The organism is Amycolatopsis australiensis (genome assembly GCF_900119165.1).
Taxonomy (GTDB): domain Bacteria; phylum Actinomycetota; class Actinomycetes; order Mycobacteriales; family Pseudonocardiaceae; genus Amycolatopsis; species Amycolatopsis australiensis.
On sequence record NZ_FPJG01000006.1, the window covers coordinates 3,614,572 to 3,640,531 of the forward strand.

The window sequence follows — 25,960 nt, forward strand, 5'->3', positions numbered from 1 at the left end:
ACGGTGGCGAGGGACTACTACGGCATCCTCGGGGTGGCCAAGAACGCGAGCGATCAGGAGATCAAGCGCGCGTACCGGAAGCTGGCCCGGGAGCTGCACCCCGACGTCAACCCGTCGGACGACGCCCAGCACAAGTTCGCCGAGGTCACCACGGCCTACGAGGTGCTGTCCGACCCGCAGAAACGCAAGATCGTCGACCTCGGCGGCGACCCCATGGACAACGGGGCCCGCGGCGGCGGGGGCGGCGACCCGTTCGCCGGCTTCGGCGGCCTCGGCGACATCATGGACGCCTTCTTCGGCGCCGCCGGCGGTGGCGGCCGCGGCCGCGGGCCCCGCAGCCGCGTCCAGCCCGGCTCCGACGCCCTCATCCGGCTCGGCCTCACCCTCGAAGAATGCGCCACCGGTGTCGACAAGGAGATCGCCGTCGACACCGCCATCGTCTGCGACCTCTGCCGCGGCGCCGGCACCGCCGAGGGCACCTCGGTCAAGACCTGCGACACCTGCGGCGGCGCCGGCGAGGTCCAGTCCGTCCAGCGGTCGTTCCTCGGCCAGGTCGTCACCGCCCGCCCCTGCCCGGTCTGCCGCGGCTTCGGCGAGGTCATCCCCGACCCCTGCCGCCAGTGCGGCGGCGACGGCCGCATCCGCGCCCGCCGCAACGTCACCGCCAAGATCCCGCCGGGCGTCGGCGACGGCATGCGCATCCGCCTCTCCGGCCAGGGCGAGGTCGGCCCCGGCGGCGGCCCCGCCGGCGACCTCTACGTCGAGATCGACGAGACCCCGCACGAGGTCTTCGTCCGCCAGGGCCACGACCTGCACTGCAACTTCCGCATCCCGATGACCACCGCCGCCCTCGGCGCCACGGTCCCCATCGCGACCCTCGTCGACGGCGACTACGAACTCGACATCGAACCCGGCACCCAGCCCAACGCCGAACTCGTCCTCACCGGCAAGGGCATGCCCCGGCTGCGGTCCTCCGGCCGCGTCGACGGCCGCGGCGACCTCCACGTCCACATCGACGTCGTCGTCCCCACCAAGCTCGACGAAGCCCAGCGCGAACTCCTCGTCGAACTCGCCCAGCAACGCGGCGAAGAAGTCCCCACGCTGGCCGCCAACGGCGCCAAGCACGGCGGCCTCTTCGCCAAGCTCCGCGCCAAGAACCACCGCTGACCCGTGCCCGACACCACCCTGCCGGTCTTCCTCGCCGCCACCGTCCCCGCCACCGGGCACGCGGTCCTCGACGGCGAGGAAGCCCGGCACGCGGCCACGGTCCGCCGCCTGCGCGCCGGAGAACGGCTGGTGCTCTCCGACGGCGCGGGCGCGATGGCCCGCTGCGTCGTCGAAACCGTCCGGCCCGGCCGCGACGCCGTCCTCACCCTCACCGTCGAGGAAAGCTGGACCGAACAACCACCCGCCCTGCGCGTCCTCGTCGCCCAAGCCCTCGCCAAAGGCGACCGCGGCGAACTCGCCGTCGAACTCGCCACCGAAGCCGGCGCCGACGCCGTCATCCCCTGGCGAGCCACCCGCAGCATCGCCAAATGGGAAGACGGCACCCGCGGCGGCAAAGCCCTCGCCCGCTGGCGAGCCACCGCCCGCGCCGCCGCCAAACAAGCCCGCCGCGCCCACATCCCCGACGTCACCGAACCCGTCACCACCCGCGAACTCGCCGGCCTCATCGCCACCATGTCCCAGGCCATCGTCCTCGAATCCGACGCCCCCGACCGCCTCACCGACCTCCCCCTCCCCGACACCGGCGACATCCTCCTCGTCGTCGGCCCCGAAGGCGGCATCACCGACGACGAACTCCGCACCCTCCAAGACGCCGGCGCCCACGCCGTCCGCCTCGGCCCCACCGTCCTGCGCACCTCCACCGCCGCCGCCGTCGCCCTCGGCGCCATCGGCGCCCTCACCACCCGCTGGAACTGAAAGATCAACCAAAAAACACCCCCGATTTTGCGCCCAGTTATGGCGCGATCACACTCCGACCCGTTACTCTCGTTTACTAACGCGCCACCCACCGTTTCGGCGCGCCACTGGGAAGACACAGACCCCGCCGGGCACCTCCCCCCTCGGTCCGGCGGCCGCCGCGGTGGCGGTAGATCGACCCCCAGGGTCTACCGCTCCGCGGCCCCCTTCGTCGCTTCGCTCCTTCGGGGGCCGCTTCGCGTTCGTTGGGTCCTCTGGGGGTCAAACCCCCAGACCCCCAGCCGGGGGCGCGCCCCCGGACCCCCCGCCGCTTTCGCTCGGTGCTAGTTGGCTGCCGCGTCTTCCGGTGTGGTCCTGTGGGTGTTGGCTCGGGCCCGCCTGTGCGGGTGGCTGTCGTGCCTCTTCTCCTCTTCGTCGATATGGTCTCCGCATGAGTGAGGATGAGACCCTGTTCGAGCGGATCATCGCCGGGGAGATCCCTGCCGATGTCGTCTACCAGGACGACACCACCTTCGCCTTCCGGGACATCCGGCCGCAGGCCCGGGTTCACGTTCTCGTCGTTCCGCGGAAGCGGTACCGGAACGTTGCCGAGCTCGCCGCCGCCGATCCTCGGCTTCTCGGTGATGTTGTCGCCACCGCCCGTAAGGTCGCCGAGCTCGAGGGCATCCTCGAGAGCGGGTATCGCCTCGTCTTCAACACCGACCGTGATGCCGGGCAGACCGTTTTCCACGTGCACGCCCACGTCCTCGGCGGCGAACCACTCGGGTTGTTCGGGGCTCCTGACGAGGACTGAGGAAACCGGCCTGCGTTCTGCCGGGGGGTGCCAGTAGCATCGGTGGGGTCCGTAGTCCCTCACCGAGAAAGCAGGCCTGAGGCCACGTGGCCGGAACCGTACCGGGTGGAGCCGCCCGACCCGACGTCCCCGGGGACGTCCCCAAGACCGAGGATGCCGCCGTCCAGTCCGCGCAGTCCCGGTTCCCCATCCCCGACGCCGCCGCACTGAGCCTGCTCGGCTCCCGCGACGAGAACCTGCGCGTCGCCGAGGAACTCCTCGCCGCCGACGTCCACGTCCGCGGCAACGAGGTCACCCTCACCGGCACCCCCGCCGACGTCGCCTTCGCCGAACGCGTCTTCGCCGAGCTCGTCCAGCTCGCCGGCGGCGGCCAGCAGGTCGGACCCGACACCGTCCGCCGCACCGTCTCCATGCTCTCCACCGGCGACGCGTCCCCGGCCGAGGTCCTCAGCCTCAACATCGTCTCCCGCCGCGGCAAGACCATCCGGCCCAAGACGCTCAACCAGAAGCGCTACGTCGACGCCATCGACAAGCACACCGTCGTCTTCGGCATCGGCCCTGCCGGCACCGGCAAGACCTACCTCGCCATGGCGAAGGCCGTCCAGGCGCTCCAGGCCAAGCAGGTCACCCGCATCGTCCTGACCCGCCCCGCCGTCGAAGCCGGCGAGCGCCTCGGCTACCTGCCCGGCACCCTCAACGAGAAGATCGACCCCTACCTGCGGCCCCTCTACGACGCGCTGCACGACATGGTCGAACCCGAGTCCATCCCGCGGCTCATGCAGGCAGGCACCATCGAGATCGCGCCCCTGGCCTACATGCGCGGCCGCACCCTCAACGACGCCTTCATCATCCTCGACGAGGCCCAGAACACCACGCCCGAGCAGATGAAGATGTTCCTCACCCGCCTCGGCTTCGGCTCCAAGATCGTCGTCACCGGCGACATCACCCAGGTCGACCTGCCCAGCGGCCAGCGCAGCGGCCTCCGCGTCGTCCGCGACATCCTCACCGGCGTCGACGACCTCCACTTCGCCGAACTCACCAGCCAGGACGTCGTCCGGCACAAGCTCGTCGGCGACATCGTCGACGCCTACGAGAAGTGGCAGGCCGTGCAGGACGCGCAGGAACAACAGCAGGGCAACGGCTGGAAGGGCAACCGGCGGTGAGCATCGAGATCGCCAACGAGTCCGGCGTCAACGTCGACGAGACCTCCATCGTCTCCGCCGCCCGCTACGCCCTCGACAAGATGGAAGTCAGCCCGCTCGCCGAGCTGTCCATCCTGCTCGTCACCCTCGACGTCATGGAAGACCTCCACGAACGCTGGATGGACCTCCCCGGCCCCACCGACGTCATGGCCTTCCCCATGGACGAGCTCGACTCCAGCCGCCGCCCCGACGCGCCCGACGCGTCCCCGGCCCTGCTCGGCGACATCGTGCTCTGCCCGGCGTTCGCCAAGGACCAGGCCAAGACCGCCGGCCACAGCCTCATCGACGAACTGCACCTGCTCACCGTGCACGGCGTCCTCCACCTCCTCGGCTACGACCACGCCGAACCCGCCGAGGAACGCGAGATGTTCGCCCTCCAGAAACGCATCCTCGGCGAGTACCAGGACGCGGTCGCGGCCCTGGAGAAGCAGAACGCCCAGCGCAGCACCGACGACCGCGTCCTCGGCATCGCCGGCCTCGACGCCCCCGCCGAACCACCCGCCGGAGAAACGCCGTAGTGCCGCCCGGAGCAAGCGCCCCAATGCGGCCTTCGGTGCGTCAGACGCACCCAAGGCGGCCTTCGGTGCGTGAGACGCAACCAAGGCCGCATTGGGGCGCCGTTCGCGGCCGGCGCCCGAGCCCCGAAGCGCGGCGCTAGGCGTCCCTCATGGTCCAGCTGCTCTTCGCGATCGCGCTCGTGCTTCTCGCGGGCGTGTTCGCCGCGGCCGACGCCGCCATCAGCACCGTCTCGCAAGCCCGCGCCGAAGGCCTCACCCGGCTCGGGCTGCCCGGGGCCCGCCAGCTCGCCGCCATCGTCGCCGAACGCCGCCGGCACATCAACCTCCTGCTCCTGCTGCGCCTCGGCTGCGAGCTCACCGCCACCGTGCTCGTCACCGTCGCGGTCGGCACCTGGATCCACCCGCTCGGCCTCGCCGTGCTCGTCACCGCCGTCGTCATGGTCGTCGTCAGCTACGTCCTCATCGGCGTCGGCCCCCGCACCCTCGGCCGCCAGCACCCCTACCGCATCGGCCGCTACGTCGCCGGGCCCGTCCGCGTCCTCGGCTCGGTCCTCGGCCCGCTGTCCCGGCTGCTCATCCTCATCGGCAACGCCATCACCCCCGGCCAGGGCTTCCGCGAAGGCCCGTTCACCTCCGAGGTCGAGCTGCGCGAGCTGGTCGACCTCGCCCAGGAACGAGGCGTCGTCGAAGACTCCGAGCGCGAGATGATCCACTCGGTGTTCGAGCTCGGCGACACCGTCGCCCGCGAAGTCATGGTGCCGCGCACCGAGATCGTCTGGATCGAGCGCACCAAGACCGTCCGCCAGGCCCTCGCCCTCGCGCTGCGCACCGGCTTCACCCGCCTGCCGGTGATCGACGAGTCCGTCGACGACATCGTCGGCGTCGTCAACATCAAGGACCTCATGGCCGGGTACATGGACCCGGACGGCCCGAGCACCCTCGTCGGCACGCTGATGAACGAAGCGTCCTTCGTCCCCGACTCGAAACGCCTCGCCGAGCTGCTCAAGGAAATGCAGCGCTCGCACAACCACATGGCGATCGCCGTCGACGAGTACGGCGGCACCGCGGGCCTGCTCACCATCGAAGACGTCCTCGAGGAGATCGTCGGCGAAATCACCGACGAGTCCGACGCCGACGAACGCCCCGAAGTCGAGGAGCTCGAAGACGGCGCGGTCCGCGTCTCGTCCCGGATGGGCGTCGACGACCTGGGCGAACTGTTCGGCATCGACCTCGAAGACCACGACGTGGAGACCGTGGGCGGGCTGCTCGCGGAACGACTGGGTAGGGTCCCGCTGCCGGGGGCCGAAGCCGAGGTCGCCGGCCTTCGGCTGTTCGCCGAAGGGGGCAAGGACCGGCGCGGCCGCATGCGGATCACCTCCGTGGTCGTGCACCCGGCCGACGCCGACGCGGTGACCGACCCGGCCGACCGCACCGCGCGCCGCCGCACGCGCCTGCCCCACCCCGACGAACGCGACAGGAGCGTCGAACATGCCTGACCTCGAGGCGGAGGACCAGAAGCTGGTCGTCCTCGCGCGGTCCTCGCGCGCCCGCACCCGAGCCGCCGAAGGCGCCGCGGTCCGCGACACCGACGGCCGCACCTACGCCGCGGCCACGGTCGACCAGCCGTCGTTCAAGCTGACCGCGCTGCAGGCCGCCGTCGCCGCCGCGGTCTCCAGCGGCGCCGAAAGCCTCGAGGCCGCCGCCGTCGTCAGCGGCGAAAGCCTGCTCAAGGAGGCGTCCGTGCACGCGGTCCGCGACATCGCGAAGCACGCCCCGATCATCCTCGCCGGCCCGGACGGCGAAGTCCTCAAGGTGCTCGACCGATGACCGAACACCGCTCCGGCTTCGCCTGCTTCGTCGGACGGCCCAACGCGGGCAAGTCGACGCTGACCAACGCCCTCGTCGGCACCAAGGTCGCGATCACCTCCAGCAAGCCCCAGACCACCCGCCACGCCATCCGCGGCATCGTCCACCGCGAGGACGCCCAGCTCGTCCTCATCGACACGCCGGGCCTGCACCGGCCGCGCACCCTGCTCGGCGAGCGGCTCAACGACATCGTGCACACCACATGGTCCGAAGTGGACGTCGTCGGGTTCTGCGTCCCGGCGAACGAAAAGATCGGGCCCGGCGACAAGTTCATCGCCGCCGAGCTGCAGAAGATCGCCAAGCGCACCCCCGTCATCGGCATCGTCACCAAGACCGACCTCGTCAAGCCGGACCAGGTCGCCGAGCAGCTGCTGGCCCTGCAGCAGGTGATGGACTTCGCCGAGCTCGTCCCGGTGTCCGCAGTGGACGGGTTCCAGGTGGACACGCTCGCGAAGCTGCTCATCGAGCGGCTGCCCGAAGGGCCGCAGCTCTACCCGGGCGGCGAGCTCACCGACGAGCCCGAGCAGACGCTGGTCGCCGAGCTGATCCGCGAAGCGGCGCTGGAAGGCGTCCGCGACGAGCTGCCGCACTCGATCGCCGTCACCGTCGAGGAGATGCTGCCCCGCGAAGGCCGCGACGACCTCATCGACGTGCACGCCTTCCTCTACGTCGAGCGGCCCAGCCAGAAGGGGATCATCCTCGGGCACAAGGGCGAACGGCTGCGGGAGGTCGGTGCCACCGCCCGCAAGCACATCGAACGGCTGCTCGGCTCGAAGGTCTACCTCGACCTGCACATCAAGGTGGCCAAGGACTGGCAGCGCGACCCGCGCCAGCTGCGCCGGCTCGGCTTCTGAATTCCTGATCTCGATTCGGTCGCGACGGGAGGAATCCCGGCGCGCCGGCCGCCTCGTACCCCTACAGTTCGCAGCTCGACCACACCGCGGCCGATCGGGGCGGCGGCGGACCAGGTGGTCGTCCATGGAGCACGACGAAGGGGAACGACCGAATGACCGACAGCCAGGGCATGCCCAACTACCCCGGCGACCAGCCCGGCGGGCAGCAGAACTACCCCGGCGGCCAGCCGGGCGGGCAGCAGAACTACCCCGGCGGCCAGCCGGGCGGGTACCAGCCGGGCCCGCCCCCGAGCAACAACCTGGTGTGGGCCATCCTCACCACCATCTTCTGCTGCCTCCCGTTCGGCGTCGTGTCGATCGTGCAGGCCGCGAAGGTGAACGGCCTGTGGGCGCAGGGCCAGACGGCCGCGGCGGAGGAAGCCGCGAACTCGGCCAAGAAGTGGGCGATCATCTCGGCGATCGTCGGCGTCGCGTGGCTCGTGCTGTGGATCATCCTCATGGTGGCGGGTGTGTTCACGTTCGGCACGGGCCGGACGTCATACTGACCTAGCCGAGCAGCAGGAGGATCCCGGTGACCGACCAGTACCCGCCGCCGTACCCGCCCCCGGGCGGGCCGCCACCCGGCTACGGCTACGGCTACCCGCCGCCGAACTACGGACCGCCGCCGGACAACAACATGGTCTGGGCGATCCTGAGCACGGTGCTGTGCTGCCTGCCACTGGGCGTCGTCTCCATCGTGAAGTCCAGCCAGGTCAGCTCGCTGTGGTTCCAGGGCTTCCACGCCGAGGCGCAGAAGGCCGCCGACGACGCCCGCAAGTGGGCGATGTGGTCGGCCATCACGACCGGGGCCCTCCTGCTGCTCTACATCATCTTCATCGTGGTGATGGTCGTGGTCGTCGGCGCCAACGCCGGCCGGTTCACGCCGTGACGGCCACGACCGTCTACACGGGAGTCCCGGCCCGCGGCGCGCGCGCCAAGCTGCGCGCGCTCGGGCCGCCCGCGGCGGTCGTCGCCGGCCTCGGCGTGTGCTGCGCGGTCGTCTGGATCGGCGACCCGACCACTCCCGGCGGCTTCCTGCCGGTCTGCCCGACCAAGGCCCTGTTCGGCATCGACTGCCCGGGCTGCGGCGGCATGCGGATGGCCTACAGCCTGATGCACGGCGACATCCCGGCCGCCCTGCACTACAACGCCGTGTCGTTCGTCGTGGTGCTGCTGTTCGGCTGGAGCACGGCCGCGTGGACGCTGGGACGGCTGCGCGGCCGCGCGATGAACAGCTGGCTGCACTGGCGGTGGACGCCACTGGTGTTCGCCGTCGTGTTCGTCGTCTGGTTCGTCATCCGCAACCTGCCGTTCGCCCCGTTCACCGGTTTGCGCGTCTGACCGGACACGCAGCGGAACCGGCGGCCGGACCAGCACGTCCGACCCGCGGGCGCATCACCCGGACAGCTGATGCCTGGGAGGCGCGTCCGTCACCCGAGCGAGTACGCTCCCGCGGACCGGTCCGATGCGGGCGGGGCCGATTCCGCAGTCGGGGAAGTGACCATCGAGGGGGAGACCCACATGACTGATCCCTACGGTCAGCAGTCCTTCGGGCAGCCGCCCGGTGGCCGGCAGCCGTTCGGACAACCGCAGCCGGGCCAGGCACCGCCGCCGTACGGCCAGCCCGCGCCCTTCGGGCAGCCGGCGCCGTACGGTCAGCCGGGCACCCCGTTCGGCGCGCCGCAGAACTACGCGAACTGGGGCCAGCGCGCGGGCGCGCTGATCATCGACCAGGCCCCGGTGCTCGTCGTCTACCTCCTCGCCGTGGTGCTGATGTTCACCGGCGCCCGCAGCATCGGCATCATCCTGTACGGGCTCGGCGGCCTCGCCGGCCTCGGCTGGAACATCTACAACCGGTGGATCCAGCAGGGCAACACCGGCCAGTCCCTCGGCAAGCGCGTCCTCGGCATCAAGCTCGTCGCCGAGCAGACCGGGCAGCCGGTCGGCGTCGGCACGGCGGTCCTGCGCGACATCTGCCACATCGTCGACAGCCTGCCCTGCTACGTCGGCTACCTGTGGCCGCTCTGGGACGACAAGAGCCAGACCTTCGCCGACAAGATCGTCAACTCCGTCGTGGTCCAGGGCGAGGCTTCGCCGGCGCAGGCGCCCTACGCTCAGCCCGGCGCGCAGCCGTTCGCCGGCGGCTACCCGCCGCCGGGGCAGCAGCCCGGCCAGTTCGGCCAGCCGTCCTCCGGCGGCTTCGGCCAGCCCACGTCCGGTGGCTTCCCGCAGCAGCCGTCCTCCGGTGGGTTCGCCCAGCCGTCTTCCGGTGGCTTCCCGCAGCAGCAGCCGGGCGGTTTCGGCCAGCCGCAGGGCCAGCCGCTCGCCCCGCCGCCGGGCGGCGGATCCGCCTTCGACGAAGGCGAGCGCACCCAGATGCTCCGCCCGGACACGCCCGCCGGCGGGTCCGCGTTCGACGAGCAGGCCGAGCGCACCCAGATGCTGCGCCCCGGCCAGCAGGGCGAGGGCGACGCGACCCAGAAGATCCAGCCGGGTCAGTTCGGGCAGCCGCCGCAGGACCAGCCGCCACACCACTGACCGGTTCTCCCTCCACCGCCCGGGTGACCCGGCGGGACGTTCACGAGTAGTTGGGGTACGAGTTCATGACCAATCCCTACGGCCAGCAGCCACAGCAGCCCTACGGCCAGCAGCCGCAGCCGGGCTACGGGCCGCCGTCCGGCGGCATGCCGGCGCCCTACGGCCAGCCCGCGCCGTACGGCCAGCCGGCCACGGGCGGCTTCGGCGCCCCCGGCTACGGCATGCCCGGCGGTGGCGACATCAACGCCATCAAGGACTACAAGGGCTGGGCGATCGGCTGCATCTTCCTCTGCTGGATCCTCGCGATCTTCGCGATCATGAAGTCCAACGAGGTCCAGACGTACAAGATGCAGGGCAACTACATGATGGCCGAGCAGGCGTCGCGCACGACCAAGACGCTCTGCCTGATCGCGTCGATCATCGGCGGCCTCGGCTGCTTGTTCGCGATCATCTGGATCATCATCGGCGTCACCGCCGCCACCACCTACCACTGCACGGGCTACTACTGCTGAACCCGGGTCGGTCCACCCCGGCATCGCCCGAGAGTGGGACGATGTCGGGGTGGTGAACCTCTACCGCGACACCGGAGTGGTGCTGCGCACGCACAAGCTGGGTGAGGCCGACCGGATCGTCACCCTGCTCACGCGGCGGCACGGCAAGGTCCGTGCCGTGGCGAAGGGCGTGCGGCGCACGTCGTCGCGCTTCGGGGCCCGGCTGGAGCCGTTCGGCCACGTCGACGTGCAGTTCTACACCGGGCGCACGCTCGACGTCATCACCCAGGTCGAGACCGTCGACGCGTTCCAGCTCCCGCTGGTCGCCGACTACCAGGCCTACACCGCGGCCAGCGCCATCGCGGAGACCGCGGACCGGCTCTCGGCCGAAGAGGGCGAGCCGGTGCTCAAGCTCTACCTCCTCGTCGTCGGGGCGCTGCGGGCGCTCGCCGCCGGTGAGCGGGACGCCTCCCTGGTGCTCGACGCGTTCTTCCTCCGCGCGATGTCCTACGCCGGCTGGGCGCCCGCGCTCACCGAATGCGCCCGCTGCGGCCTGCCGGGCCCGCACACGGCGTTCAGCGTCGCCGCCGGCGGCTCGATGTGCCAGGACTGCCGGGTGCCCGGCTGCGTGCACCCCGCGCCCGAGGTCCTCGACCTGCTCACCGCGCTCCTGCACGGCGAATGGCCGGTGGCCGAGGCCACCCTGCCCGGCACCCGCCGCGACGCGAGCGGCCTGGTCGCGGCGCATCTGCAGTGGCACCTCGAGCGGCAGCTGAGGTCGCTTCCGCTGGTCGAGCGACGCGCCCGGGAGACCGCAGTGACATCCGGGGCTTCGCCCCGGGCCGGGGGCTCCGCCACCCGCACCCCCGAAGGACAGGGGGTGTCCGGGCAGTAGGGTCGGGCCCGACCGGTTTCACCCATCCAGGGAGGCTCGCAGTGCTGCGCAGGGGACGCGAGAACAGGGCGTCGCGATTCGAGCTGCGGGCCCCGGATCCGCACCCGTCCGGCGCCAAGCCGCCGGAGATCCCGCGCGAGCTGCTCCCGAAGCACGTCGCGCTGGTCATGGACGGCAACGGCCGCTGGGCCAACCAGCGCGGCCTGCCGCGGATCGAGGGGCACAAACGCGGCGAAGCCGTGATGATCGACGTCGCCAGCGGGGCCGTCGAGCTCGGCATCAAGTGGCTGTCGGTGTACGCGTTCTCGACGGAGAACTGGAAGCGCAGCCCCGAAGAAGTGCGGTTCCTGATGGGCTTCAACCGCGACACCATCCGCCGCCAGGTCGACTACCTCGGCTCGATCGGCGTCCGGATCCGCTGGGCGGGGCGGCGGCCGAAACTGTGGGCGTCGGTGATCAAGGAACTGCAGGCGGCCGAAGAGAAGACCAAGCACAACACGGCGCTGAACATGACGATGTGCGTCAACTACGGCGGCCGCGCGGAGCTGGCCGACGCGATGCGGCGGATCGGGCAGGACGTCGCCGACGGGAAGCTGGACCCCGGCAAGATCAGCGAGAAGACCATCGGCAAGTACCTGTACCAACCGGACATGCCGGACGTGGATCTGTTCCTGCGGCCCTCGGGCGAGCAGCGGACGTCGAACTTCCTGCTGTGGCAGTCGGCCTACGCCGAGATGGTGTACCAGGACACGCTGTTCCCGGACTTCGACCGGACGCACCTGTGGCGCGCCTGCCTGGAGTTCGCGAAGCGCGATCGCCGCTTCGGCGGCGCCGTCGACCAGGCGGCTTCTTCGTGAGCGCCACCGAAGCGGCCGAGACCGCAGAGCTGCTGACGCAGGCGAAGGACGCCCTGGAGCGGTACCTCGAGGTGCACGTCGACGACGACGGCGCGCTGACGTTCTCCCACGGTGACGTCCCGTGCGTGATCCAGGCGACCCGGCTCGGCGAGGGCCTCACGGTGCTGACGCTGACCTGCGTGGTCGGCTGGGACCTGCCGGACCGGCCCGAGCTGTCGATCGCCGTGGCCGAGCGGGCGGGCCAGGGCCTGTTCGGGACGCTGGGGGTCGGGCACTCGGACAACGGCGTCGACGTGACCCTGCGGTACGCGTTCCCGGCGGCGGGGCTGGACGCCGCCGCGCTCGGGACGTTGCTGATGCTGGTCGTGTCGACGGCTTCCCAGCTGCGGACCGATTTGCCGGGAATCGTGCCGGGCGCGTAACCCACAAGTGGGACATTTCGGCCGCGAACGGAGTTTTGCGGACGGTTTCGGGTCGTGATCTTCCGTTCGCGCGCGGTGCTGTCGGTGGGCCCTGGCATCATCGCCGTCGTGAACATCGTTTCCGACACCGCCCGGCGCACCCGCCGGTTCCGGATCAGCTCGGTCGAGGTGCTGTGCGCGATCCTGCTGGTCGCGATCCTCGGCCAGGGCTGGCTGCAGCAGGCGTTCGACGTGCCCGCGCTGCGCACCGGCTCGACCGTGTTCGTCGCCGTGTGCGTGCAGGCACTGCCGTTCCTCGTGCTGGGCGTGCTGATCAGCGGCGCCATCGCCGCGTTCGTGCCCGCCCGCGCACTGGAGAAGGTGCTGCCACGCCGCGCCGGGGCGGCGGTCGGCGTCGCGGGGCTGGCAGGCGTCGCGTTGCCGGGTTGCGAGTGCGCGTCGGTGCCGGTGGCGCGCCGGCTGATGGGCCAGGGCGTGGCGCCCGCGGCGGCGCTGACGTTCCTGCTCGCCGCGCCGGCGGTCAACCCGGTGGTGCTGGTGGCGACGGCGGTGGCGTTCCCCGGCAAGCCGGAGATGGTGCTGGCCCGGTTCGCCGGCTCGCTGGCGACGGCGATGGTGATGGGCTGGCTGTGGGCCCGGTGGGGCAAGCTCGAGTGGATCACCGCCCGCGCGCTGCGCCGCCTGCCGGACGTGGCGGGCGGGCAGCGGTGGCGCGTGTTCGCCGAGACGGCTCGCACGGACCTGGTCGAGGCCGGCGGCTTCCTGGTGCTGGGGGCGCTGGTGTCGTCGGCGCTGAACGTGCTGGTGCCGGCTCGCTGGTTCGGGGTTCTCGGCGGCCAGCTGGTGCTGGGTGTGGTGGTGATGGCGGTGCTGGCGGTGGTGCTGGCGCTGTGCAGCGAGGCGGATGCGTTCGTGGCGGCGTCGCTGACGGCGTTGCCGCTGCTGCCGAAACTGGTGTTCCTGGTGGTGGGGCCGGCGGTGGACGTGAAGCTGTTCGCGTTGCAGGCGGGCACGTTCGGCCGGTCGTTCGCGGTCCGGTTCGCGCCGGTGACGTTCGTGGTGGCGGCGCTCTGCGCGGTGGCGGCCGGCCTGGCGGTGGGGCTGGCATGAGGCGCGAGACGCAGAACATCCTGCTGATCCTGCTCGGCGGCGCGCTGGTCAAGATCGCGGTGAACGGCGACTACCTGAGGTACGTGAAGCCGGCCCAGCAGCCGTGGATCATCGCGGGCGGTGCGGTGATGGTGCTGCTCGGCGCGGTGGCGATCGTGCGTGACCTGCTGGCGGCGCGCGCGAAAGCCGTGGCGGGCGCCGAGCCGGAGCACGCGGAGCACTCGCACTCCGCCCGGCCGGCCTGGCTGCTGCTGGTGCCGGTGCTGGCGGTGTTCCTCGTGGCCCCACCGGCACTGGGCGCCGACTCGGTGATCCGCACGGAAGCAAGGGTCCCGGCCAGCGCGGCGGCGGCCAACGCGGCGGCGTTCCCGCCCTTGCCGGCGGGGAACGTGGTGCCGTTGCCGCTGAACGAGTTCGTCAGCCGAGCGGGCTGGGACAAGGCGGGCACCCTGACGGGCCGGACGGTCTCGCTGACGGGCTTCGTGGTGCACACAGACGGCACAACGCTGCTGGCCCGCCTGGTGATCAGCTGCTGCGCTGCGGACGCGTTCCCGGTAACGGTCCGCCTCCGCGGCGGCGAAGCAACCCATCTTGCGAGCGACGCCTGGATCCAGGTGACGGGCCAGGTGGTCCCAGGCACGGCGACGCAGGCGAACAGCTATACGCCGGACTTCACGCCGGTCTCGGTCACGGCGGTGCCGGTGCCGAACGACCCGTACGAGTACTGACCGGCGCCGGTAGGAGGGGGAGAGGCACTGGACGATGCGCGAGCCGGGCCGGTCCGGCCGGGTCTCCGCGATGCCTTCGCGGACGGGGGCGACGCCACGCGCTGCCGGGGCTTCCGGCCGTAGGGCTGGCGGCCTTCGGGCTGGGTCGGCGACTGTCGGCGGGATGTGCGCCCAGGTTTGCCTGGCGGGGCGGTCGCGGCTGGGCGGACTTCGTGGCCGATCGGCCACGAAGTCCGCGGCGTTCGGGCCGCGTCGGTGGAGTCGCCCGGCGGTTTCGCGGGGCCGGGGCAGTCGAAGCGTTGTCGCGCGAGCGTTCGCGGCTGATCGACTCGCGGAGTTCTGGCCGATCGGCGGCGGGGCTGCCCGGCGGTTTCGCGGGGTCGGGGTGGCCGAGGCAGTGCCGCCGGTGTGCGCGGCTGATCGGCCGTCAGCCCGCGGCGTTCCCTTCGATCGGCGGAACTGCCCGGCGGCTTCGCGCGCTGGCCGCCCCGGGACCTCGCCGGCGATCCCGGTGCTTGCCGCCGATCCGCCGTCCAGACGCCTAACCCGCGCCGGCTGGGTCAGTGCTCCCCGCACGTACCGGTGATCTCCACCGTGTGCGAGATTTCCGAAAAGCCGTGCTCCGCCGCGATCTTCTCCGCCCAGCGCTCCACCGCCGGGCCCTCGACCTCCACCGTCCGGCCGCACAGGCGGCACACCAGATGATGGTGGTGGTGCGCCGAGCAGCGGCGGTAGATCGCCTCGCCCGAATCCGTGCGCAGCACGTCGATCTCGCCCGCCTCGGACAACGACTGCAGCGTGCGGTACACCGTCGTCAGGCCGATGCCGTCGCCGCGTTTGCGCAGCTCGTCGTGCAGTTCCTGGGCCGAACGGAAGTCGTCGATCGTGCTCAGCAGCTCGACGACCGCCGCTCGCTGGCGGGTTGATCGGCGCCCGGGCACCGGGGCCTGGCTGCGCGGTGCTGCCGGGTTCATCGCTTTCCTTCCTGCACGTGGGCGACGGCGTCCACGACGATGTGCGCGAGGTGGTCGTCGGCGAGCCGGTAGACGACCTCCCGCCCGCGTCGCTCGCCCTGGACCACGCCGGCCGTCTTCAGCACCCGCAGGTGCTGGCTGATCAGCGGCTGCGCGACGTCGAGAGCATCCACCAGCTCGTGCACGCACCGGTCGGCCGCGCGCAGCTGCAGCACGATCGCGATCCGGACCGGCGCGGCCAGCGCGCGCAGCAGGTCACCCGCGTCGGTCAGGACCGATGCCGGCGGGTGCGCCGGTGCCGCTGCCGCCGCCGGGGCGCACTCCGCGAGCTCCGGCTGGGCGCCACTGCCGGTGACCGTCGCCATTCCCGCCTCCACGCTGCTCGTCCGCCGCCGCGACCATGAATTCCGTAGTCATTGCCGATAACGGCGCCACCCATCCTAGTGTTCCCCCGCTCCAGACCCCGCTGCGTCACCACGCCTGTGCAATACGGCCGCTCGTATTGCTCCATTCGGGTGAGTTCGTGGGGAATTGCCTCTTCGGCTTCGCTTGTCGTGGCCGACGGTGCAAGGTTGTCGCGGAGCGTTTCGTCGCTTCTCGTACGCTGGCGACCCGCCCGAGCAGAGCAGTGGGGAGACATGACCCGTTTCGTGACGAAGGCAGCCGCGCTCACGGCGGTGCTGTTCCCGCTGGTCGGAGCCGGGGTGGCCGGGGCGCAGAGCCAGGCCGTGGACGAGAAGACCGGGCCGGTTTCGTTCGCGAACGTCGCGTCGGTGCGCATCGGCGGCGAGGACCGGCACGGCGGCGCCCTGATCACCGAAACCCAGCGTTCCCCGCTGCTGCCCGGCCAGTCGAAACTCGGCACGGACCGCATTTCGGTGCCGAAGGACGACGGCGAGCGCGCCACGTTCGGTGGCCACTACCAAATCGACCTGGGCCGCTACAGCAACGGCAATCCGTACCCGGCGGGCGTCGCGATCCGTGACCACAACGTCGTCGCCGCACTGCAGGCGACCACTGTGCCCACCGCCGTCGCCGAGACGAACTACGCGTTGCGCGACACCTGGCAGGGCGGTGCGAAGCCGGGCGACGACACCGTGCTCGTGCTGGAAGGGGCGAAGACGTCGGTGGACTGCACGGCACCGTCGAAGCTGACCGGCACGTCGTCGCTGAGCCGGCTGTGGGTGCGCCAGGGCGGCGGGCTGGGCGTCGTCGCGGTGCCCGGCGGCAACGCCGGTCTCGAGCTGAAGAACCTGCGGCTCGGCCCGCCCGGCGACATCGCGAACGCCAGCAAGGAGACCACCGTCTCCGAGCTGAAGCTGACCCGCGTTTCGACGTTCGACCAGCTGATCCGCCAGGACGGCTGGCGTTCGGGCGACTACACGGCCGCCGCCGGCTGGCGCGTCGAGATCACCACGCACGTCAAGGACGCGGCGGGGACGGCGCTGCAGGACGTCGTGACGAACATCGTGCTCGGCGGCGTCAGCTGCTCGGTGCCGAAGGGCTTCGTCGCGAAGGCCGCGGGCAGCACCGGCGGCGGCACGAGCGCGACGCAGGCCGCGGTGCCGACGCAGGTCCCGGCCGGCTACCTCGGCGCGGCCGCGCCGGACACCGGCAGCGACGGCTCGCGCGTCCCGCTGGGCATCGGCCTGCTGTTCGGCGGGGTGTTCTTCGCGGCGGTCGCGCTGCTGCTCGGCAAGCGGCGCAAGTCCGGGACGGACTAGGTGCTGCGCACCGGGCTGGCCGCCGTCTCCGCGGCGCTGGCCGTGGCCGCCTTCGCGGCCGGGATCATCCTGCTGACCTGGCTGCCGCCCGCGCCGCCGTCGCTCGCCGTACCCCCGCCGGGCGCGCTACCGGGCGAGAACGCGGCGCCCGCGATGCTGCCCGCGGACAGCGAGTCGGCGGCGCAGCAACGCCCGGGCACGGTCCGCCTGCCGGACGGTGCGACGGCCCGCCTGGTCCGCACGGAGCTGACCGACACCGGAGTCCTGCCGATCCCGCGCGGCTTGGGCGACGCGGCGTGGTGGGGCGCCAAGCTGGGCGCGGCGCAGGGAACGGCGCTGCTGTCGGGCCACGTGAACTGGGAGGGCAGGCGCGGCCCGTTCGACGAGCTGTGGCGCATGCGCGACGGCGACGAAGTGAGCATCGTCGACGCCCGCGGCGGCCACTGGGTGTACCGGGTGGACGACGTGGTGACGCTGCCGAAGGAGCAGCTGCCGGAGCAGGCGCCGAAGTGGTTCGCCCAGGACGGCCCGCATCGCTTGGTCCTGGTCACCTGCGGCGGCGACTACGTGGGCGGCACCCAGGGCTACGACGAGAACCGCCTGGTCACGGCCACCCTGGTGACGCGCCCCACCGGCTGAGCCAGGCCGCGGCCACGCCGGGTGCGGCACGGCCGGGCCGCTGAGCGGCTTGGGACGGCAATCGGGGGCCTGCGGCCGGGCGGGCTCGGCCGCTTCGGCCGGACCGCAAGCGTCACCGGTGGGGCGTGGCCGACGCAGGTTCGCGCAGCCGGGCGGGCTCGGCGGTTCGGTCAGACCGGCGAGCGGTCACCGGTGGGGCACGGCCGACGCAGGTTTGCGCAGCCGGGCGGGCTCGCCGGTTCGGCCGCTTCGGCCGGACCCGCGATCGGTCACCGGCGGGTCGTGGCCGACGCAGGTTCGCCCAGCCAGGCGGCCGATCGCAGCCGGGCGGCTCCACCCCGGCGGCCCGCGCCGCCGTCTTTCCACCGGATCCGGTGCAACCTCCCGCACTCGTCACCGCATGTCCTTCTTCGCCATGCCACGGACAGCGAAGGAGCACGAGCACATGCAGGAGCAGAACCCGGCGAAGCGGACGAAGGGCCCGGGCCGCTGGTGGATCGTCGGGGCCGCGGGCGCCTTCGTCGTCGCCGCGATCGTCGCCACCCTGCTCGTCTTCACCGGAAAGGATGAACCTGCCGTCGCCAACGGCACGTCCGCGCCCACCTCCGCCGCCGGGGAGACCCGACCCGGGCAGGCCGACGGGCAGGCGCCCGTGCAGCTGAGCCTCCCCGGTGGCGGCACCGCCAAGCTCGTCCAGGAAGACCTCGACGCGAACGGCGCCCTCAAGATCCCCGAGGGCCTCGACGAAGCCGCCTGGTGGGGCGCGAAGCTCGGCGCCGGCCACGGGGTCGCCCTGCTCTCCGGGCACGTCAACTGGAAGGGCCAGAAAGGCCCGTTCACCGAGCTGTGGCAGGTCGAGCCCGGCCAGGAGGTCAAGCTCACCGACGCCGCCGGCGGTGCCTGGGTCTACCGGATCGACTCGGCCGAGACCATCCACAAGTCCGAGCTCGCCGGCCGGTCCGAGCAGCTCTTCGATCCCGACGGCCCGCACAAGCTGCTCCTCGTCACCTGCGGTGGCGAGTACGTCGGCGGCAGCGAGGGCTACGAGGACAACCGCGTCGTGACGGCGTCGCTGGTCTCCCGGCCGTAGGCTCACCTGCGCGAAAAGCGGCGGGCCGCGGCGGATACCCTGGACGTCCGATACAGACCGTCCCCGCAAGCTTCCCGGAGCGTGGAGTGCCCACGAACACCATCGATACCGTAGTCAGCCTGTGCAAGCGCCGTGGTTTCGTCTTCCCCAGCGGGGAGATCTACGGCGGTACCCGCTCGGCCTGGGACTACGGACCGCTCGGGGTCGAGCTCAAGGACAACATCAAGCGCCAGTGGTGGAAGACCGTCGTGCAGGGCCGCGACGACGTCGTCGGCCTCGACTCGTCGGTCATCCTGCCGCGGCAGGTGTGGGTGGCCTCCGGCCACGTCAACGTCTTCACCGACCCGTTGATCGAATGCCTCTCCTGCCACAAGCGGTTCCGCGCCGACCAGCTGGCCGAGGAGTACGAAGCGCGCAGCGGCAAGCAGACGTCCGAGGACGACCTGTCCGACGTGCCCTGCCCGAACTGCGGCACCCGCGGCAAGTACACCGAGCCGCGGGACTTCAACATGATGCTGAAGACCTACCTCGGCCCGGTCGAGTCCGAGGAGGGCCTTGCCTACCTGCGCCCGGAGACCGCGCAGGGCATCTTCGTGAACTTCCTCAACGTCCAGACGACGTCGCGGAAGAAGCCGCCGTTCGGCATCGGCCAGATCGGCAAGTCGTTCCGCAACGAGATCACGCCGGGCAACTTCATCTTCCGCACCCGCGAGTTCGAGCAGATGGAGATGGAGTTCTTCGTCGAGCCGGGCGAAGACGAGCGCTGGCACCAGTACTGGATCGACGAGCGCACGAAGTGGTACACCGACCTCGGCATCAAGGCCGACAACCTGCGCCACTACGAGCACCCGAAGGAAAAGCTCTCCCACTACTCGAAGCGCACCGTCGACATCGAGTACCGGTTCGCCTTCAACGCGGGCCAGGAGTGGGGCGAGCTGGAGGGCATCGCCAACCGCACCGACTTCGACCTGACCACGCACTCGAACCACTCGGGTGTGGACCTGTCGTTCTTCGACCAGGCGGCCGGGCAGCGCTACCGGCCGTTCGTGATCGAGCCCGCCGCGGGCGTCGGCCGGTCGATGATGGCCTTCCTCGTCGACGCCTACCACGAGGAGGAGGCGCCGACCGCGAAGGGCGGTGTCGAGACCCGCGTCGTGCTGAAGCTCGACCCGCGGCTGTCGCCGTTCAAGGTCGCGGTGCTGCCGCTGTCGCGCAACGCCGACCTGACCCCGAAGGCGAAGGACGTCGCCGCGACGCTGCGCAAGCACTGGAACGTCGACTTCGACGACGCCCAGGCGATCGGCCGCCGCTACCGCCGCCAGGACGAGATCGGCACGCCGTACTGCGTCACCGTGGACTTCGACTCGCTCGAAGACCAGGCCGTGACGGTCCGCGAGCGCGACACCATGGCGCAGGAGCGCGTCGCGATCGACAAGCTGGAGTCGTACCTGGCCGCGCGCTTGATCGGCTGCTGACCCGCCCGGGGCCCGGGCACCCCTGACACCTGTCACGGTCAGGTCGTGACGCACGGTCTGGGGACCCGGGCCCGCCGGGCGGCAGCCTGGGGGCATGCGAGAAACAGACACCCAGGCGGTGGCGGCGGGGGCCGCGATCCACCTCACCGGCCTGCGCAAGCACTACGGCGACGTGTCCGCGGTCGACGGCGTCGACCTGACGATCGCCCCGGGCGAGGTGGTCGCCCTGCTCGGCCCCAACGGCGCCGGCAAGTCCACCACCGTCGACATGATCCTCGGCCTGACCACGCCCGACGCCGGCGAGGTCCGCGTCTTCGGCCGACGGCCCGGCGACGCCGTCCGCGCCGGGCTGATCGGCGCGATGCTGCAGGGCGGCGCCCTCATGGACGACCTGACCGTAGGCGAAACCGTCGGCATGGTCGCGGCGCTGCACCGGGCGCCGATGCCCGTCACCGAGGCGCTGCGCGCCGCCGGGATCGAGGAGCTGGCCGGCCGCCGCGCGAACAAGCTCTCCGGCGGGCAGAAGCAGCGTGTGCGCTTCGCCGTCGCCCTGGTCAGCAACCCGGACCTGCTGATCCTCGACGAGCCGACCGCCGCGATGGACGTCGGCACCCGCCGCGAGTTCTGGCAGTCGATGTACGCGTTCACCGAGTCGGGCCGCACGGTCCTGTTCGCCACGCATTACCTCGAGGAAGCCGAGGAGTTCGCGGACCGGGTCGTGCTGATGCGCCGCGGCCGGGTCGTCGCGGACGGGAGTGTCGCCGAGGTCCGCGCGCTGGCCGGTGGCCGCACGCTGCGCGCCGCCGTCCCGGGCGCCACCGAGGCGCTCATCGCGGCGCTGCCGGGGGTCAAGGAGTTCGAGCTGCGCGGCGACCGCGTCGCGATTTCCAGCGGCGACTCCGACGCGACGCTCTGGGCGCTCAAAGCCGCGGTCCCGGCCGTGCACGACGTCGAAATCAGCGCCGTCGGCCTCGAAGGCGCCTTCCTGTCCCTCACCGCCGACCAGACCCCGGAGTCCGTGCGATGACCACCTACCTGCTCACCGAGATCCGCCGGAACTTCCGCGCGCCCCGGTTCCTGATCTTCGTGATCGCCTTCCCGGTGCTGATGTACCTGTTGCAGGCCAACGTCTTCGTCAAACCCGGCAGTCCGGAGCACGCGCAGTTCGCGGCGGTCATCATGATCAACATGATGACGTTCGGCACCTTCGCCGCCGCCAACACCAGCGGCGGCAGGCTCGCGCTGGAGCGCGCGCTCGGCTGGCAGCGGCAGCTGCGGCTGACCCCGCTGACCGGGGCCGGCTATCTCGGCGGCAAGGCCCTGTCCGGGATGCTCGTCGGGCTGCCCGCGCTGATCCTGGTGCCGCTGCTGGCCGTGACCGTCGAGGGCGTGCACCTCGACCCCGCCGGCTGGGTCCGGATCCTGGCCGGCGTCTGGCTCGGCACGATCCCGCTGGTGCTGCTCGGCCTGCTGATCGGGCAGTTCGGCACCCCGGACTCGATGCAGCCGATCAGCATGCTCGTCACGCTCGGCATGGGCTTCCTCGGCGGCCTGTGGATCCCGCTGGAGGGCATGCCGTCCTGGATGCACGACCTCGCGCAGATCATGCCGACGTACTGGGTGCTGCAGGTGGCGCGGCCCGCCGTGACCGGCGACATGGTGGTCTCGCTGCCCACGGCCGCCGGCGTGCTCGCCGCGTGGACCGTCGTGCTGGGGGCGCTGGTGATCAGGCGATACCGTAAGGACAGCGCCCGCGTCTGAGGGCCGGAGGGGACGAGGAACGGCGATGGCGGAGTCCGAGAGGCACCGGTTCGGGCTGAACAGCAGGGAAGCCTGGTGGGAAGACCCGCTGGCCGACCCGGAGCGCAACGGTCCCGACCGGATGCGCTGGCCGCTGATGGGCGTGGTCTTCCTGCTGCCGTTCCTGATCCCGGTCACGAAGTCGCTGGCCGCGAAGCCGGAGGTGACCGTCCAGCTCGTGGTCACCGGCGCGCTGGTCTACGCCTACGCGCTGTGCTACCTGCTGTTCCCGTTCGTCTTCCGCCGGTCGCGGCGGGTGAAGCTGGGGTTCGGCATCGGGATGAACGTGCTGGGCCTGGCCACGGTCGCGGCGAGCGGGGCGAGCCCGTTCATCCTGCTCTACGGCACCGCGGTGATGGTGTTCCTGACCCCGGCCGCGTGGGCGGTGATCGTCGACGTCGCGACGCTGCTGACCGGCGCGGTGCTGCTGCTGGTGGCGGGCAAGCTCGGGGACGACTACGGCGACCTGGTCACGGTCGCCTCGGTGACGCTGGCGATGTTCTTCATGGCCAACCTCATCCGCGCCGTCCGCCGCCTCGAGCTGGCCAACAAGGAGATCGCGACGCTCGCCGTGGCCAACGAACGCCAGCGCGTCGCCCGCGACCTGCACGACCTGCTCGGGCACAGCCTCACCACGATCACCGTCAAGGCGGGGCTGGCCCGGCGGGTGCTGGAGAGCGCGGGTGACATCCCGCGCGCCGTCGAGGAGATCCGCGAGGTCGAGGGGCTCACGCGCAGCGCGCTTTCCGACGTCCGCGCGACCGTGTCGGAGTACCGCGAGGTGTCGCTGTCGGCGGAACTTGTCGGGGCCCGTGCCGCGCTGCGGGCCGCGGAGATCGACGCGGAGCTGCCGCACGCGGTCGACAACGTCCGGCCCGAGTTCCAGAACACCTTCGGGTACGTGCTGCGCGAAGCCGTGACGAACGTGCTGCGGCATTCCGGGGCCAGGCAGGTGAAGGTGCGGCTGGGCGGCAACTGGCTGGAGATCGAGGACGACGGCACGGCGGGCGAGGTCGTCCCGGGCAACGGCCTGCGCGGGCTCACCGAGCGGCTCGCGGCGGCCGGGGGCACCCTGCGGACGTCGGCCCGGCCCGGGGGAGGATTGCTGGTGCGGGCGGAGATCCCGCTGCCGGAACCGCGCGCGGCCGCCCCGGCCGTGCGCGCAGAACCCGCGGGAGGACTCGCTTGATCCGGGTGTTGCTGGCCGACGACCAGGCCATGGTGCGCGGCGCGCTGGCCACCGTGCTCGGCCTCGAATCGGACATCGAGGTCGTCGGGCAGGTCGGCTCGGGCGACGAGGTGGTCGCCGCCGCTCGCGAAGCCAAGCCCGACGTCGCCCTGCTGGACGTGCAGATGCCGGGCAAGGACGGCCTCGAAGCGGCCGCCGAGCTGCGGGCCGCGCTGCCGTCGTGCCGGGTGATCATCTGCACGACGTTCGGCAGGCCGGGCTACCTGGCCCGCGCGATGGCGGCGGGCGCGGCCGGGTTCGTCGTCAAGGACGCCCCGCCCGAGCAGCTCGTCGAAGCCGTCCGGCGAGTCCACAGTGGACTCCGGGTGGTCGACCCCGCGCTCGCCGCCGAGTCGCTGGCCACCGGCGCCAGCCCGCTCACCGCGCGCGAGCGGGACGTGCTGCGGGAAGCCAAAGACGGCAGCACGGTGGCCGATATCGCCCGCGCGTTGCACCTCTCCGAAGGCACCGTGCGCAACCACCTCTCGGCCGCGATCGGCAAGACCGGGGCACGGACGCGGGCCGAAGCGGTCCGGGTCGCCGAGGAGCGCGGCTGGCTCTGAACGGGCCGCCGCCGTCTGACAAGATGGGCCGGGTGGGTACCGCTGAACGCACCAAACCGTCGCGGGCGAGCTGGGCGCGCCGGATCGCCTTCGGCACGGTCCTCATGCTGCTGGCGCTCGTCGGCGGCACGGCGTTCCGCGTCTGGCAGGTCGCGCGCGAAAACGACCGCAGGCCGGCCGACGTCATCGTGGTGCTCGGCGCGGCGCAGTACAACGGCAAGCCGTCGGACATCTACGCGGCGCGGCTGATCAAGGCGAAGCAGCTGTACGACGCGGGTGTCGCGAAGACGATCGTCACCGCGGGCGGCAAGAAGGCCGAGGACAACTTCACCGAGGCCCGCGCGGGTCAGCTGTGGCTGACCCGGCACGGCGTGCCCCCGACGGCCACCCTCGCGGTCGGGGAGGGCAGCGACACGCTGCGCAGCCTGCGGGCGGTCGCCGACCAGGTGCACGCGCGCGGCTGGCACACGGCGGTGCTGGTCAGCGACCCGTGGCACTCCTTCCGCGCCCGGACCATGGCCGGCGACCTCGGCCTGGACGCCTGGACCGCGCCGACGCACAGCGGGCCGATCGTGCAGGAGCGCGTCACGCAGGTCCGCTACATCGTCCGCGAAACCGGCGCGCTGCTGTACTACCGGCTGACGAAGACCCCGGCCGACGACCTGTTCGCCACGTTCCTGGGCTGAGTTCCGCCGGCCGCGGTTTTGTCGGTGGCCGCGTTTAGGCTGGTCACGTGAACTACACCGAGCACGACACCGCCCGCCTGCTGCCGGAGCCGGCGAAGGGCGCGGCGCTGCCCGGCTCGCGTGCGGACGGGCGCAGCGCGTTCTCGCGCGACCGGGCCCGCGTGCTGCACTCCGCCGCGCTGCGGCGGCTCGCCGGCAAGACCCAGGTGGTCGGGCCGGGCGAGGGTGCCGAGGTCACCGGAGTCCCGCGCACCCGGCTGACGCACTCGCTGGAGGTCGCGCAGATCGGCCGGGGCATCGCGGAGGAGCTGGGCGCCGACCCGGACCTGGTGGACACCGCGGGGCTCGCGCACGACATCGGGCACCCGCCGTTCGGGCACAACGGCGAGCGCGCGCTCGACGAGGTGGCCGCGTCGTGCGGCGGGTTCGAGGGCAACGCGCAGACGTTGCGCATCCTCACCCGGCTCGAGCCGAAGCTGCTCGGCGCCGACGGCGACCCGGCGGGCCTGAACCTGACGCGGGCCTGCCTCGACGCGACCACGAAATATCCGTGGCCGCGCAAGCCGGGGCAGCCGAAGTACGGCGTCTACGGCGACGACACCGCGGTGTTTTCGTGGTACCGCGAGGGTGCGCCGCCGGAGCGGACGTGCCTGGAGGCCCAGATCATGGACTGGGCGGACGACGTCGCGTACTCGGTGCACGACGTCGAAGACGGCGTGCTGGCCGGCCGGATCAAGCTGCGGGTGCTCGCCCACCCGGACGAGCGCGCGGCGGTCGCCGAGGCCGCGGCCAAGCACTTCTCCGCCCAGTCGGTGTCCACATTGGAGGATGCGGCGGCGGAACTGCTGGCGCTGCCGGCGGTGGCGGAGGTGGCCGCGGCGGAGCCGGACGGCTCACCGCGCGCCCAGGTGGCGCTGAAGCGGCTGACGAGCGAGCTGGTGGGCCGGTTCACGACCGCGGCGGTCACCGGCACCCGCGCGGAGTTCGGCGAGGGACCGCTGAGCCGCTACCGGGCACGGTTGTGCGTCCCGGAGCAGGTGGCGGCGGAGGTGGCGCTGCTGAAGGCGCTGGCGCTGCGGTACGTGATGAGCGACCGCCGCCGGCTGGTGATGCAGGAGGGGCAGCGGGAGCTGCTGGTGGAGCTGGTGCACGCGCTGGCCCGGCGTGCCCCGGAGTCCCTGGACCCCCTGTTCGTCCCGGCGTGGACCACGGCCCGCGACGACGCCGGCCTGCTGAGGGTGGTGATCGACCAGGTCGCCTCCCTGACCGACGCGCAGGCCCACGCGTGGTACTCCTGGCACGTGACCCGCCTGCACCGCTGACCGGCCGGCGTCACGCTGATGCATGCCCGGACAGGGGGTCTCGGGGCCGGATCACGCGAGATGCCTGGTCATGCACGCGGCCCGGCTGTTCGGGTTGCGAGTTGACTGGTTCGGGGGCGGGAGTCGGCCGTTCGGGTGTGCGAGCTGATTGGTTCGAGGCGCGAGTCGGCCGTCTTGGTGCGCGAGTCGGTTGTTTGGTGCCCGAGCCGACCGTTCGCGCATG

General features: G+C 71.9%; 30 protein-coding genes. 28 read left to right on the forward strand and 2 right to left on the reverse strand.

The genetic code is table 11. From position 1 onward, the window contains the following. The first annotated feature begins 3 nt into the window (after window positions 1–3). From dnaJ to BT341_RS18605, 18 genes are all read left to right on the forward strand, one after another. On the forward strand, window positions 4–1,167 hold the full coding sequence (gene dnaJ, locus BT341_RS18520; protein ID WP_072477503.1) for a molecular chaperone DnaJ: 1,164 nt from the start codon (window positions 4–6) through the stop codon (window positions 1,165–1,167). 3 nt (window positions 1,168–1,170) lie between these two features. After that, window positions 1,171–1,923 carry a 16S rRNA (uracil(1498)-N(3))-methyltransferase gene (locus BT341_RS18525; protein ID WP_072477504.1) on the forward strand — a complete coding sequence of 251 codons (753 nt, stop codon included), beginning with the start codon at window positions 1,171–1,173 and terminating at the stop codon, window positions 1,921–1,923. A gap of 430 nt (window positions 1,924–2,353) precedes the next feature. Then, window positions 2,354–2,716, forward strand: coding sequence for a histidine triad nucleotide-binding protein (locus BT341_RS18530; protein WP_072477505.1), 363 nt, complete (start codon window positions 2,354–2,356; stop codon window positions 2,714–2,716). A gap of 86 nt (window positions 2,717–2,802) precedes the next feature. After that, window positions 2,803–3,879, forward strand: coding sequence for a PhoH family protein (locus BT341_RS18535; protein WP_072477506.1), 1,077 nt, complete (start codon window positions 2,803–2,805; stop codon window positions 3,877–3,879). Continuing rightward, on the forward strand, window positions 3,876–4,436 hold the full coding sequence (gene ybeY / locus BT341_RS18540; RefSeq protein WP_072477507.1) for an rRNA maturation RNase YbeY: 561 nt from the start codon (window positions 3,876–3,878) through the stop codon (window positions 4,434–4,436). Before BT341_RS18535 ends, ybeY begins: the two co-directional genes overlap by 4 nt. Window positions 4,437–4,585: 149 nt before the next feature. Then, window positions 4,586–5,932 carry a hemolysin family protein gene (locus BT341_RS18545; protein ID WP_072477508.1) on the forward strand — a complete coding sequence of 449 codons (1,347 nt, stop codon included), beginning with the start codon at window positions 4,586–4,588 and terminating at the stop codon, window positions 5,930–5,932. Beyond that, a complete protein-coding gene (locus tag BT341_RS18550; protein ID WP_072477509.1) occupies window positions 5,925–6,263 on the forward strand; it encodes a cytidine deaminase in 339 nt (112 codons plus the stop codon). The genes BT341_RS18545 and BT341_RS18550 overlap by 8 nt, the downstream gene beginning before the upstream one ends. Beyond that, the gene (era, locus tag BT341_RS18555) at window positions 6,260–7,156 is read left to right on the forward strand and encodes a GTPase Era (RefSeq protein ID WP_072477510.1); all 897 of its coding nucleotides are present in this window, start codon (window positions 6,260–6,262) and stop codon (window positions 7,154–7,156) included. The genes BT341_RS18550 and era overlap by 4 nt, the downstream gene beginning before the upstream one ends. A 152-nt stretch (window positions 7,157–7,308) precedes the next feature. Further along, complete coding sequence (locus BT341_RS18560; protein ID WP_072477511.1) at window positions 7,309–7,701, forward strand: CD225/dispanin family protein; 393 nt, start codon at window positions 7,309–7,311, stop codon at window positions 7,699–7,701. 26 nt (window positions 7,702–7,727) lie between these two features. Continuing rightward, the gene (locus tag BT341_RS18565; RefSeq protein ID WP_072477512.1) at window positions 7,728–8,084 is read left to right on the forward strand and encodes a CD225/dispanin family protein; all 357 of its coding nucleotides are present in this window, start codon (window positions 7,728–7,730) and stop codon (window positions 8,082–8,084) included. Beyond that, window positions 8,081–8,536, forward strand: coding sequence for a DUF2752 domain-containing protein (locus BT341_RS18570; RefSeq protein ID WP_072477513.1), 456 nt, complete (start codon window positions 8,081–8,083; stop codon window positions 8,534–8,536). Before BT341_RS18565 ends, BT341_RS18570 begins: the two co-directional genes overlap by 4 nt. A gap of 180 nt (window positions 8,537–8,716) precedes the next feature. Continuing rightward, window positions 8,717–9,733, forward strand: coding sequence for an RDD family protein (locus BT341_RS47325; RefSeq protein ID WP_072477514.1), 1,017 nt, complete (start codon window positions 8,717–8,719; stop codon window positions 9,731–9,733). Between the two features lie 65 nt (window positions 9,734–9,798). Beyond that, window positions 9,799–10,245 carry a CD225/dispanin family protein gene (locus BT341_RS18580; RefSeq protein ID WP_177328845.1) on the forward strand — a complete coding sequence of 149 codons (447 nt, stop codon included), beginning with the start codon at window positions 9,799–9,801 and terminating at the stop codon, window positions 10,243–10,245. 49 nt (window positions 10,246–10,294) lie between these two features. Continuing rightward, a complete protein-coding gene (gene recO, locus BT341_RS18585) occupies window positions 10,295–11,119 on the forward strand; it encodes a DNA repair protein RecO (protein WP_072477516.1) in 825 nt (274 codons plus the stop codon). 41 nt (window positions 11,120–11,160) lie between these two features. Continuing rightward, the gene (locus tag BT341_RS18590; protein WP_072477517.1) at window positions 11,161–11,976 is read left to right on the forward strand and encodes an isoprenyl transferase; all 816 of its coding nucleotides are present in this window, start codon (window positions 11,161–11,163) and stop codon (window positions 11,974–11,976) included. Continuing rightward, complete coding sequence (locus BT341_RS18595) at window positions 11,973–12,398, forward strand: YbjN domain-containing protein (RefSeq protein WP_072477518.1); 426 nt, start codon at window positions 11,973–11,975, stop codon at window positions 12,396–12,398. The genes BT341_RS18590 and BT341_RS18595 overlap by 4 nt, the downstream gene beginning before the upstream one ends. Before the next feature lie 99 nt (window positions 12,399–12,497). Beyond that, on the forward strand, window positions 12,498–13,508 hold the full coding sequence (locus tag BT341_RS18600; RefSeq protein ID WP_072482030.1) for a permease: 1,011 nt from the start codon (window positions 12,498–12,500) through the stop codon (window positions 13,506–13,508). After that, entirely contained in the window at window positions 13,505–14,236 is a 732-nt protein-coding gene (locus BT341_RS18605) for a TIGR03943 family putative permease subunit (RefSeq protein ID WP_072477519.1), read from the forward strand. Before BT341_RS18600 ends, BT341_RS18605 begins: the two co-directional genes overlap by 4 nt. Window positions 14,237–14,796: 560 nt before the next feature. Here the strand turns inward: BT341_RS18605 and BT341_RS18610 are convergent. Further along, window positions 14,797–15,210, reverse strand: coding sequence for a Fur family transcriptional regulator (locus tag BT341_RS18610; RefSeq protein WP_072477520.1), 414 nt, complete (start codon window positions 15,208–15,210; stop codon window positions 14,797–14,799). Further along, window positions 15,207–15,575, reverse strand: coding sequence for an ArsR/SmtB family transcription factor (locus BT341_RS18615; RefSeq protein ID WP_072477521.1), 369 nt, complete (start codon window positions 15,573–15,575; stop codon window positions 15,207–15,209). The genes BT341_RS18610 and BT341_RS18615 overlap by 4 nt, the downstream gene beginning before the upstream one ends. Before the next feature lie 273 nt (window positions 15,576–15,848). Here BT341_RS18615 and BT341_RS18620 point away from each other — a divergent pair, with 273 nt between their 5' ends. From BT341_RS18620 to BT341_RS18665, 10 genes are all read left to right on the forward strand, one after another. Beyond that, entirely contained in the window at window positions 15,849–16,934 is a 1,086-nt protein-coding gene (locus BT341_RS18620) for a hypothetical protein (RefSeq protein WP_072477522.1), read from the forward strand. Continuing rightward, window positions 16,935–17,573, forward strand: coding sequence for a class F sortase (locus tag BT341_RS18625; RefSeq protein WP_072477523.1), 639 nt, complete (start codon window positions 16,935–16,937; stop codon window positions 17,571–17,573). 445 nt (window positions 17,574–18,018) lie between these two features. Continuing rightward, window positions 18,019–18,663, forward strand: a complete 645-nt coding sequence (locus BT341_RS18630) for a class F sortase (protein WP_072482031.1) — start codon at window positions 18,019–18,021, stop codon at window positions 18,661–18,663. A gap of 86 nt (window positions 18,664–18,749) precedes the next feature. After that, entirely contained in the window at window positions 18,750–20,138 is a 1,389-nt protein-coding gene (locus tag BT341_RS18635; RefSeq protein WP_072477524.1) for a glycine--tRNA ligase, read from the forward strand. Window positions 20,139–20,232: 94 nt separating this feature from the next. Next, entirely contained in the window at window positions 20,233–21,165 is a 933-nt protein-coding gene (locus tag BT341_RS18640; RefSeq protein ID WP_177328846.1) for an ABC transporter ATP-binding protein, read from the forward strand. Continuing rightward, window positions 21,162–21,899, forward strand: coding sequence for an ABC transporter permease (locus tag BT341_RS18645; protein WP_072477526.1), 738 nt, complete (start codon window positions 21,162–21,164; stop codon window positions 21,897–21,899). Before BT341_RS18640 ends, BT341_RS18645 begins: the two co-directional genes overlap by 4 nt. A gap of 25 nt (window positions 21,900–21,924) precedes the next feature. After that, the gene (locus tag BT341_RS18650) at window positions 21,925–23,127 is read left to right on the forward strand and encodes a sensor histidine kinase (protein ID WP_072477527.1); all 1,203 of its coding nucleotides are present in this window, start codon (window positions 21,925–21,927) and stop codon (window positions 23,125–23,127) included. Further along, the gene (locus BT341_RS18655; RefSeq protein WP_072477528.1) at window positions 23,124–23,729 is read left to right on the forward strand and encodes a response regulator transcription factor; all 606 of its coding nucleotides are present in this window, start codon (window positions 23,124–23,126) and stop codon (window positions 23,727–23,729) included. Before BT341_RS18650 ends, BT341_RS18655 begins: the two co-directional genes overlap by 4 nt. 32 nt (window positions 23,730–23,761) lie before the next feature. Then, window positions 23,762–24,415 carry a YdcF family protein gene (locus BT341_RS18660; RefSeq protein ID WP_072482032.1) on the forward strand — a complete coding sequence of 218 codons (654 nt, stop codon included), beginning with the start codon at window positions 23,762–23,764 and terminating at the stop codon, window positions 24,413–24,415. Window positions 24,416–24,462: 47 nt separating this feature from the next. Beyond that, the gene (locus BT341_RS18665; protein ID WP_072477529.1) at window positions 24,463–25,737 is read left to right on the forward strand and encodes a deoxyguanosinetriphosphate triphosphohydrolase; all 1,275 of its coding nucleotides are present in this window, start codon (window positions 24,463–24,465) and stop codon (window positions 25,735–25,737) included. Window positions 25,738–25,960: the final 223 nt, after the last annotated feature.

What these genes read in the sequence shown, in the direction of transcription:
- era (WP_072477510.1), top strand. Translation starts at nt 6,260, where the DNA reads ATGACCGAACACCGCTCCGGCTTCGCCTGCTTCGTCGGACGGCCCAAC.
- BT341_RS18650 (WP_072477527.1), top strand. Translation starts at nt 21,925, where the DNA reads ATGGCGGAGTCCGAGAGGCACCGGTTCGGGCTGAACAGCAGGGAAGCC.
- BT341_RS18630 (WP_072482031.1), top strand. Translation starts at nt 18,019, where the DNA reads ATGCAGGAGCAGAACCCGGCGAAGCGGACGAAGGGCCCGGGCCGCTGG.
- BT341_RS18645 (WP_072477526.1), top strand. Translation starts at nt 21,162, where the DNA reads ATGACCACCTACCTGCTCACCGAGATCCGCCGGAACTTCCGCGCGCCC.
- BT341_RS18610 (WP_072477520.1), bottom strand. Translation starts at nt 15,210, where the DNA reads ATGAACCCGGCAGCACCGCGCAGCCAGGCCCCGGTGCCCGGGCGCCGA.
- BT341_RS18580 (WP_177328845.1), top strand. Translation starts at nt 9,799, where the DNA reads ATGACCAATCCCTACGGCCAGCAGCCACAGCAGCCCTACGGCCAGCAG.
- BT341_RS18545 (WP_072477508.1), top strand. Translation starts at nt 4,586, where the DNA reads ATGGTCCAGCTGCTCTTCGCGATCGCGCTCGTGCTTCTCGCGGGCGTG.
- BT341_RS18615 (WP_072477521.1), bottom strand. Translation starts at nt 15,575, where the DNA reads ATGGCGACGGTCACCGGCAGTGGCGCCCAGCCGGAGCTCGCGGAGTGC.
- BT341_RS47325 (WP_072477514.1), top strand. Translation starts at nt 8,717, where the DNA reads ATGACTGATCCCTACGGTCAGCAGTCCTTCGGGCAGCCGCCCGGTGGC.
- BT341_RS18550 (WP_072477509.1), top strand. Translation starts at nt 5,925, where the DNA reads ATGCCTGACCTCGAGGCGGAGGACCAGAAGCTGGTCGTCCTCGCGCGG.
- BT341_RS18560 (WP_072477511.1), top strand. Translation starts at nt 7,309, where the DNA reads ATGACCGACAGCCAGGGCATGCCCAACTACCCCGGCGACCAGCCCGGC.
- BT341_RS18640 (WP_177328846.1), top strand. Translation starts at nt 20,233, where the DNA reads ATGCGAGAAACAGACACCCAGGCGGTGGCGGCGGGGGCCGCGATCCAC.
- BT341_RS18620 (WP_072477522.1), top strand. Translation starts at nt 15,849, where the DNA reads ATGACCCGTTTCGTGACGAAGGCAGCCGCGCTCACGGCGGTGCTGTTC.
- BT341_RS18530 (WP_072477505.1), top strand. Translation starts at nt 2,354, where the DNA reads ATGAGTGAGGATGAGACCCTGTTCGAGCGGATCATCGCCGGGGAGATC.
- BT341_RS18605 (WP_072477519.1), top strand. Translation starts at nt 13,505, where the DNA reads ATGAGGCGCGAGACGCAGAACATCCTGCTGATCCTGCTCGGCGGCGCG.